The organism is Micromonospora sp. MP36 (genome assembly GCF_008119785.1).
Classification (GTDB): domain Bacteria; phylum Actinomycetota; class Actinomycetes; order Mycobacteriales; family Micromonosporaceae; genus Micromonospora.
This window is the reverse complement of the sequence record NZ_VSFA01000182.1, coordinates 1-8,492: the sequence shown is the minus strand read 5'-3', so window position 1 is coordinate 8,492 and position 8,492 is coordinate 1. Positions and strand designations below refer to the sequence as shown.

Annotated in this window: 7 protein-coding genes; all 7 read right to left on the bottom strand. The window is 70.9% G+C overall.

The features are described from left to right. Positions 1-2,287: glycoside hydrolase N-terminal domain-containing protein (locus FXF52_RS39535; RefSeq protein ID WP_255472864.1), on the bottom strand; the 2,287-nt coding region annotated here is incomplete at its 3' end. Between the two features lie 445 nt (positions 2,288-2,732). Then, positions 2,733-3,674 carry a formylglycine-generating enzyme family protein gene (locus tag FXF52_RS39530; protein ID WP_255472863.1) on the bottom strand — a complete coding sequence of 314 codons (942 nt, stop codon included), beginning with the start codon at positions 3,672-3,674 and terminating at the stop codon, positions 2,733-2,735. A 34-nt stretch (positions 3,675-3,708) separates the two neighbouring features. After that, positions 3,709-4,554, bottom strand: a complete 846-nt coding sequence (locus FXF52_RS39525; RefSeq protein WP_148804768.1) for a class II fructose-bisphosphate aldolase — start codon at positions 4,552-4,554, stop codon at positions 3,709-3,711. Then, positions 4,535-5,476 carry a 1-phosphofructokinase family hexose kinase gene (locus tag FXF52_RS39520; RefSeq protein ID WP_148804767.1) on the bottom strand — a complete coding sequence of 314 codons (942 nt, stop codon included), beginning with the start codon at positions 5,474-5,476 and terminating at the stop codon, positions 4,535-4,537. Before FXF52_RS39520 ends, FXF52_RS39525 begins: the two co-directional genes overlap by 20 nt. Then, on the bottom strand, positions 5,473-6,390 hold the full coding sequence (locus FXF52_RS39515; protein ID WP_148804766.1) for an ROK family protein: 918 nt from the start codon (positions 6,388-6,390) through the stop codon (positions 5,473-5,475). Before FXF52_RS39515 ends, FXF52_RS39520 begins: the two co-directional genes overlap by 4 nt. Before the next feature lies 1 nt (position 6,391). Then, on the bottom strand, positions 6,392-7,312 hold the full coding sequence (locus tag FXF52_RS39510; RefSeq protein WP_148804765.1) for an SIS domain-containing protein: 921 nt from the start codon (positions 7,310-7,312) through the stop codon (positions 6,392-6,394). After that, a partial coding sequence (locus FXF52_RS39505; RefSeq protein ID WP_148804764.1) for a sulfatase-like hydrolase/transferase occupies positions 7,309-8,492 on the bottom strand: 1,184 nt, incomplete at its 5' end. The genes FXF52_RS39510 and FXF52_RS39505, both read right to left, overlap by 4 nt.

The window sequence follows — 8,492 nt, the reverse complement described above, 5'->3', positions numbered from 1 at the left end:
ACTCGGAGTCGACGTCGATCGCCGCCGCGCAGTCGAGGTAGTTCTGGAAGAGGTCCCAGATGATCTGCTGGTCATACATCACGCCGTCTTCGCGCGGACCGTGCTCCGGCGACCACCCGTTGGGGGAAACGAGCTGGCCGGCCTCGTTCTCGACGAGCCGGTCCTCCCAGAACTGGCAGACCTCCTTGATCATCGGGTAGGCGATGCGGCGCAGGTAGGTGAGGTCCTGGGTGAAGGCCCAGTGCTCGTACAGGTGCTGCGCGTACCAGGCGCTGGCGACGGTGTTCCACTCCCAGGCGTTGCCGCCGAAGATGCTCTGGCTCGTGCGAGCCGTCCAGCCTCGGGTGTCGGCGCCGAAGGCGTTGCGGGTCGCGATACGGCTGGGCACCGCCACCTGGCGCACGAACTCGACGAGTGCCTCATGGCTCTCGCTGAGGTTGGTGGTCTCCGCGCCCCAGTAGTTCATCTGGATGTTGATGTTCGTGTGGTAGTCCGACGCCCACGGGGGCTGGTTGCTGTCGTTCCAGAGCCCCTGGAGGTTGGCGGGCAGGCCGCCGGGCCTGGAGGAGCTGTGCAGCAGGTACCGGCCGAGGACGAACATGGTCTGCTCGAGCCCGGGGTCGGACTTGCCGGTGCCGTAACGGGCGAGCCGTGCGTCAGTCGGGAGGGCGGTGGCCTCGTCGTCGGTGCGCCCCCAGTTCACGGAGACGCGCTGGGCCACGGCGCGGGTCTCGGCGACATGCGTCCCGCGCAGGGACTCATAGGACTGCGCGGCTGCCGCGTCGAGGGCAGCCATGATCGCGGGCTGGGGGTCCGGTCCGCGCCACTGCGCGGCGGCGTCGAGCTTGTAGTCGGTGCGCGCGTCGAGGAGCAGGGTCATCCGCGTCGCCGAGCGCACCCGGAGCTGGGAACCCGTGCCGGTCACGGAACCGTCGGTTTCGGCCAGCCGGAGGACGGCGGCGTGCTTCAGGCCGTTTCCCATGGTGCCGCGGAACCCGACGGTCCGCGCTGCGGCGTCGACCATCGCGGACGCACCCTGCGCGGAGGTGAGAGCGATGTCGCAGTCGAGCGCGCCGGCGCGCTCGGCCTCGTAGCGCAGCACGATCAGGTCGGCGGCTCGGCTGGCGAACGCCTCCCGCAGGACCCGCTGCCCGGGGGAGCCGAACCACGTGGCGTGGATCCCGGACTCAAGGTCGAGCGCCCGCCGGTACTCGACCACCGGGCCGAGCGTCGCCGTGTCGAGTCCGGTGCCGACGAGGCGGATCTCGGCCACACGCACGACCGAGCCGGATGCCGGCCGCAGCGTCAGGCGGTACCTCGTGCACGCCTTGGGCGTGCCGACGGTGAACTGTCGGCGCTCGCCGCGGTCGAGGGCGGGCTGGGCATCGCGCTCGTCGAGCAGCGTCCACTCCTGGCCATCGGTGGAGCCCTCAAGGGTCCACGAACCGGGGTCCTCCTCAGGAGTATCTGGCGAGGCCGTGAGGCTGTAGCCGGTGACCGTCGCAGCTGACGCAAGGTCGGCCTGCCACACCGCCCCGGCGGTCGCGTCGGCCGCTCGCCACACGGTGGAGTCATCCCCGTCCACAGTCCGGGAGATGTCCTGCCCGGTGCCGGTGCCGTCGGCATGGCCGGAGGGCGAGGAGACGTAGAGACGGCCTCCACCGAGGTCGACCCCGGCGAGCCCGATCTCGGCCACCTGGAAGTGACTCACCCCGGAGCGAGGCGTGAACACGAGGCGGTAGAAGCGGTAAGCCGTGCTGTTGGAGCAGGTGAACTCCTTGGTCTGGAACCGGTTCTCGAAGGGGCCAGGCAGCGAACGGGTGTCGAGCGTGGTCCACGCGGACCCGTCCGCCGAGCCCTGGAAGCTCCAGGTCTGGGGGTCGCGGAGGGGGACGTCGTTGGCGCTCGTGAGCCGGTAGGTCGAGACGGCGGCGGGTGCAGTGAGGGCCACCTGCCAGATCACCTCCGACGGGGGGCGCTCGATGCACCATTTCGTCCGCGAGTCCCCGTCGACGGTCTTGTCCACTCCCTCGGTCGCGGCGGTCGTGTAGGGACCACCGGGGGCGGTGATCTCCGGCCGGGCACCGAAGGAGAGCACGACGTCACCGAAGGCCCGGTAGGAACCGAAGCCGGTCATGCTCGTGTCGAAGGCGCCGTCGGGGCGGCCGGCGAGGGCGTTGTCGTAGTCGTTGACCCCACCCCAGAGGCTCTGCTCGTTGAACTGGATCCGCTCCCGGTCGGGCTGGCCAAACAGCATGGCGCCGATCCGGCCGTTGCCGATCGGCAACGCCTGGGACTGCCAGTCTGTGGCAGGGAGCCGATACCAGAGAGCGTGGCGGGCGAGCGAGGAGCGACTCGCCGGCGTCAATCCGGCCGATGCGGTGGCCGGGGCTCCGAAGGCGGCTGGCGCCGCGGCCGCCGGAGCCGTCGTGAGCTCGGTAACGAGAGGCGTGAGGGCGAACGCTCCACCGAGTCGTAGGACTTGGCGCCGGTTGGGGTGGTACGGGGCCATGGACGAACTCCTGGACTTCAATGATCGGGTCTATTCGCGGCCAATGCCGACGAATCTTCGCGTCGGGCGTGCCTTCCGCTCAATCTGACAGGTGAAAGGTTGGATGTCTAGGGGCGGAAAGTCTTGAACCCTGCTTGACCCGGCAAGCGAGCCGGGTGCGCACGCGGCCAGTCGCAGGGCCCGAAGCCCCGAACTCACACCCGGACGACCCGGTTCCCTGTCAGGCGACCGCCCCATCGTTGGCGCACCGGAAGCCGAGGTTGCCGGAGGACGATTCAGGCGTGTTGCCGGACCGGGCGGCCACCCGATAGCGCCGGCAGTAGGAGTGATGGCACAGGTACGAGCCGCCCCGCATGACCCGCGCGTCCCCACTGGGCGGGCCCACAGGGTCGACCGGTGCAGAGATTTGGTAGTACGTCGCCGAGAACCAGTCGGCACACCACTCCCAGACGTTCCCGACCATGTTCCACAAGCCGTAGCCGTTCGGCCGGTAGGACTTCACCGGGGCCGTGGTGAGGAAGCCGTCGTCGAGGGTGTTCCGGCTGGGGAAGTCGCCCTGCCAGATGTTGCACATCCATCGCCCGCGCGGGGTCAGTTCGTCACCCCAGGGATAGCGCCGGGAACGCAGGCCCCCGCGCGCCGCGTACTCCCACTCGGCCTCCGTCGGCAGGCGCTTGCCGGCCCAGTCGCAGTACACCTGCGCGTCGAACCAACTGACGTGCACGACCGGATGGTTCTGGATCCGTTCGATCGAGGAGAGCGGACCCTGCGGATGCTTCCAGTCGGCCCCTCGCACGGTGAGCCACCACGGCGCTTCGGGCACCCGGCCGAGGATGTCGGAAGGCTGCGCCTCCACAGCGAGGTGGAACACCGCCGACGAATCGAACTGCTCGGCCTGGGTGACGTAGCCGGTGTCCTTGACGAACGTGGCGAACTGCGCGTTGGTCACCGCCGTGACGTCGAGGTAGAAGGAGCTCACCGTAACGGTGTGGACCAAGCCTTCACCGTCCGCCGGGTAGCCCTCGTCGAACGCGTCACCCATCTCGAAACTGCCCCCGGGGATCATCGTCTGTCCGCGGGTGGACCGTGGTCGGCGCGGCTGCCGGCTCGACGACGCCAGCCCGCGGCGACCGACCACGCAGCAGTGGGATTCTTCAGCCACCAGTGCCTCCTCGGCAGGCCCGTCTCCGGAGCAACTAGGCGACGCCGCGAAGCGCGATCAACTCGAGCAGGCGTGCGGCTTCTTCGGTCACAGCAGAGCGTCCGTGGGCGAAGTACTTGCGGGTGTCTACGTTGTCCGGGTGCCCGGCCAGGTGCTCGCGTACCGCGTCGGTGAACACCTTGTTGAGGTGGGTAGCGATGTTGATCTTCGTCATGCCCGAACGCACCGCGGCCGCCAGCTGGTCGTCCGGAACGCCGGACGAACCGTGCAGCACCAGCGGGACCGGCACCCGATCCCGGATGGCCGCCACCAGGTTCAGGTCGAGCTTCGCGGTACGCCTGGTCATGGCGTGCGACGAACCCACCGCCACCGCCAGGGCGTCCACCTGCGTGTCCGCGACGAACTTCGCGGCCGCGTCGGGATCGGTGCGCACGCCGGGTGCGTGCACGCCGTCCTTGCCGCCGACCTCACCGAGTTCGGCCTCCACGCTGACCCCTGCGGCGTGGCACCGCTGGGTCACCGCCCGGGTCACGGACCGGTTGGCCTCGTCGTCGAGCCGGGAGCCGTCGAACATCACCGACGTGAAGCCCAGGGCGACAGCTTCGTCCACCAGCGGCTCGCTCGTGGCGTGGTCGAGATGAAGAATGCAGCTGGCGTTCGACCGCTCGGCAATGGTCCTGGTGGCCAGCGCGATCGGCGCGAGGGACCCGTGGTAGCGCACGGCGTTCTCGCTGATCTGCAGCACCACCGGCAGGTCGGTGCGCTCGGCAGCGGCAACCAGGGCCTCGGCGTGCTCGACCTGGATCACGTTGAACGCCCCGACACCACGCCGGGTTTGCCGCGCGTCCTGCAACACCTCGTCAAGTCGTACGAGCGTCATTGGTCTCCTCGATTCGCACTCTCGCCGCCAGTCGCGGCACCGCATGGGGATCCACCTCGCCGGCAACCCGGCTCAGCACCGCGGCGGCCGACCACGCAACGGCATCGCCCAGCATCCGAGGCCAGCCGTGCTCACCTTCGATACCGGCGGCGACGGCAGCGACCGCCGCGTCGCCGGCACCGGTCGGGTTGCCCGCCAACCGCTGGCCCAGGCCGGCCCGGTAGTCCGGCCCGTCGGCCGGAACCGCCAACATACCGTCAGCACCGAGGGACACCACCACGTCGCGAGCGCCGAGCCGCCGCAGCACGCCCGCGCCACGCAGCGGATCGTCGACCCCGGTGACGGCACGCAGTTCGTCGAGATTGGGTTTGACGACGTCGGGGTGGGCGGCCAGCGCTCGGCGCAGCGATTCGCCGTCGGCGTCGACGATGCATCGGGCGTGCCGGCGGTGCGCGAGTTCGACGATCTGGGCGTACGCGTCGGGCGGCGAACCGGGCGGGAGGCTGCCGGCGACCACCACGACGCTCGCCGCGGTCTGCTGAATCAGCTGATCCAGCAGCGACATGAACGCAAGCCCCTCGTCCGCCGTCACGGTGGGGCCCGGCTCGTTGAAGATCGTCGCGTCGCCCCGCGCGGTGGTGACGACGTTGACGGTGCGCCTGCTCTCGCCGCGACACTTGGCGAACACGTGGCGCACCGCGCGGGCGTCGAGGTCGGCGCGGATGTCGGCCCCGATCCCGCCACCCACCAGCCCCGTGGCGGTCACCGGGATCCCGAATGCCGAGAGCACCGAGGCGACATTGATCCCCTTGCCACCGGCCCGCTGGCGGACCGCGCTGACCCGGTGGCTGCCATTCGGCACGAGGTCGGCGACCTCGTAGGTGATGTCCAGCGCCGCGTTCAGAGTGACGGTGACGATCACAGCGCGTCCCACGCGAGGCAGGCCGCGCCCAGGCAGCCCGCGCGGTCCCCGAGGGCGGCCCGCTGCAGGCGGGGGCGGCGGTGAAAGGTGAGCCGGTCGTCGACGGCCCGCCGCAGCGGCGCCAGAAGCAGCTCCCCGCTCTCGGCGAGGCCACCACCGATCAGCACCAGGTCGACGCCGGTGACACCGACCGTCGTGGCAATCGCCCGGGCCAGGGCGTCGACGGCGCGGGCCCACACGGCGGCGGCTGCCGGTTCGCCGGCGGCGGCGCGGCCAGCCACGGTCTCGGCCCCGACCCGCTGCCCGGTGTCGCGGGCGTACGCCTGCTCGACCGCCGCCGCCGACCCGACCGTCTCCAGGCAGCCCCGGCCGCCGCAGCCGCAGACGGATCCCGCCGGGTCCACGACGACATGGCCGAGTTCGCCGGCCCATCCGTCGGCGGCGACCAGGCGGCCGTCGAGCATCAGCGCGCCCGCCACGCCCGTGCCGACGGGCAGGAACGCGACGTTACGGGCACCGCGCGCGGCGCCCAGCCGCGACTCGGCGAGCAGTCCGGCGCGCACGTCGTGGCCGACCATGGCCGGGGTCCTGACGGCGCGGCGGACCTGTTCGGCGACCGGCAGGTCACGCCAACCCAGGTTGACCGACAACCGCCCAATCCCCCGCCGCTCGTCGACTACACCGGGTACGACCATGCCGCACCCCACGAGCTTCGGCTCTTCGCCTTCGGTCCGGGCCTGGTCGAGCAGGGCCGACACGATCTGGCTCGCCACCGACCCGATGTCGGTGGCGATGTCGGGCGGCGTCTGGTGGGTGATCCGGGTGAGCTGTTGGTAGGACCGGTCGACCAGCGCGGCCTTGATACGGGTGCCCCCGACATCGATGGCCGCGACCACGTCCCGAAAACCGGACATGCTACCGCCCGGCTGACGGCTCGAGGATGATCGAGCGGGTCAGGTGCCGGGGGTTGTCCGGGTCGAGGCCGGCGCGGCGGGCCTTGGCCAGGCAGAGCCGGTGCACCCGGACCAGTTCGGCCAACGGGTCGATGTCCCGGTGCTCGAAGTGCGCCCCGGTCGCGCGTACCTGCTCGGCCAGTCCATCCGGGACGCTGCCCAGCGCCCAGGTCACCCGTCCGGGAGCGGCGATGCTGATCGGCCCGTGCCGGTACTCCATGGCCGGGTACGACTCGGTCCAGAACTGCGCCGACTCGCGCAGCTTCAGCGCGGCCTCCTCGGCAAGCCCCACGGTCCAGCCGCGCCCCACGAACGTCACCTGCTCGGCGTCGACCAGCCCGGCCAACGCCTGCGCCTCGTCCTCGGCGAGCAACGCCGCCGCGTCCGCGACAGCACCGGTGAGGTCCTCCCCGAGGGAAGCCCGCAACAGGGCCAAAGCGGAGGTGGCGAACCGCGTCTGGACCACCGAGCGCTCGTCCACCTCGCTGAGCACGATGAGATGGTCGGCCAACTGGGTCACCGGGGTGCCGGCGGTGGCGACGATCGCCGCCGTACGCACGTCGCGATCCCTGAGCGACTCCAGGACGTCGATCACCTCGGTCGTGGTCCCCGACCGGCTGATCACCAGCACCGCGTCGTACCCCCGGCGCAGCCTGTGCTCGCTGGCCGCGAACGCGTCGGTCTCGCCCTGGCCGGCCTGCTCACGCAGCGCCGCGTACGCCTGCGCCATGTAGAACGACGTACCGCAGCCGACGACGGCGACCCGGGCGCCGGCAGGTGGAAGGGCGGCGGCGACCTCGCCAACCCGCGACACCACCCGGGCCCAGTCGTCGGACTGGCCAACCACCTCGTGGAACAGGTGGCTCTGTCGATCAAGGCTCATGCTGTGCTCTTTCCGTGGGAGGGAATGACGGGCGGGCCGGTCGATGCCGACGGGCGGGCATGCTCAGGTGGCCGGGCAGGACCCACCGCCGCCAACTCCTCCTGGATGATCCGCCGGCCCGGCCAAGGGTCACCGATGCGGTCGAGTTCGTGGCACAGCAGCTCGGCCAGCGATGCGAGCACGTCGGGTTGGTCGTCGGCGACGTCGGCGAGCTCGTACGGGTCGACGGCCAGATCGAACAGCTGCCGGCGCAACGGCCCGCCAGGCGGAGCTTCGACGATCAGCTTGTGGGTGTGGGTCCGCAGCCCGCGTACGTCCAGGCGGAGGACGTCGTGTCCCGGGCCGATGTACAGGGCGGCTCCCGGGCGGGCCGGGTCCGGGCCGCCACCCGCCGTGATGCCGACCAACAGCTGGTCGGACAGGTCGCGCCCCTGCATCTGCGGCGGACGCCGTGCTGATTGCCCGAGCAGTCCCAGCAGGGTGGGGGCCACGTCGGGCGAGCTGAGCAGCAGGTCGTCGGCGCCCGGCGCGACGTGCCCAGGCCAGCTGATCAGGAACGGAACCCGCATCGACTCTTCGTACGGCACGTTCTTGTACACCAGGCCGTGGCTGCCCAGTTGCATGCCGTGGTCAGAGGTGAACACGACGATCGTGTCGTTCATGAGCCCCTGGTCGTCCAGCGCGGTGAGCAGGCGTCCGAACTGCTCGTCGACGCCGGTGATCGCGGCGTAGTACAGCGGCGCCACCTCGACCGCCTCGGCCGCGGCCCGGTTGCCCCATTCGACGTTCGGGCTGGGCAACAGGTCCCGCGGCTCCCGTCGCTGGTAATGCACCCGGTAGCGCTCAGGCACCTGGTCGAACGGCTGATGCGGCGGGTTGTACGACAGGACAAGCGCGAAGGGTTGGCCCTGCTCGTGGTAGCGCCGCGCGGCGGTCCGCAGGTAGTCGACGGCCACGTCGGTCTCGTGCTCAGCGGACCACTGCTCGACCCGCAGCACCTCCTCCCGCGCTGCGCCGCGGACCCAGTAATGGGGCCGTGCGTGGTCGTCGCAGCACCCGTGGGAATACCAGAAGTCAAACCCGTGCCGGTGCGCCGGCGGGGTGTAGGCATCCCACACCTTGCCGTCGTCGCGGCGGCCCTCCCCGTAGCTGGCGTCGTCCTCGACCGGGGCCTCGAGGT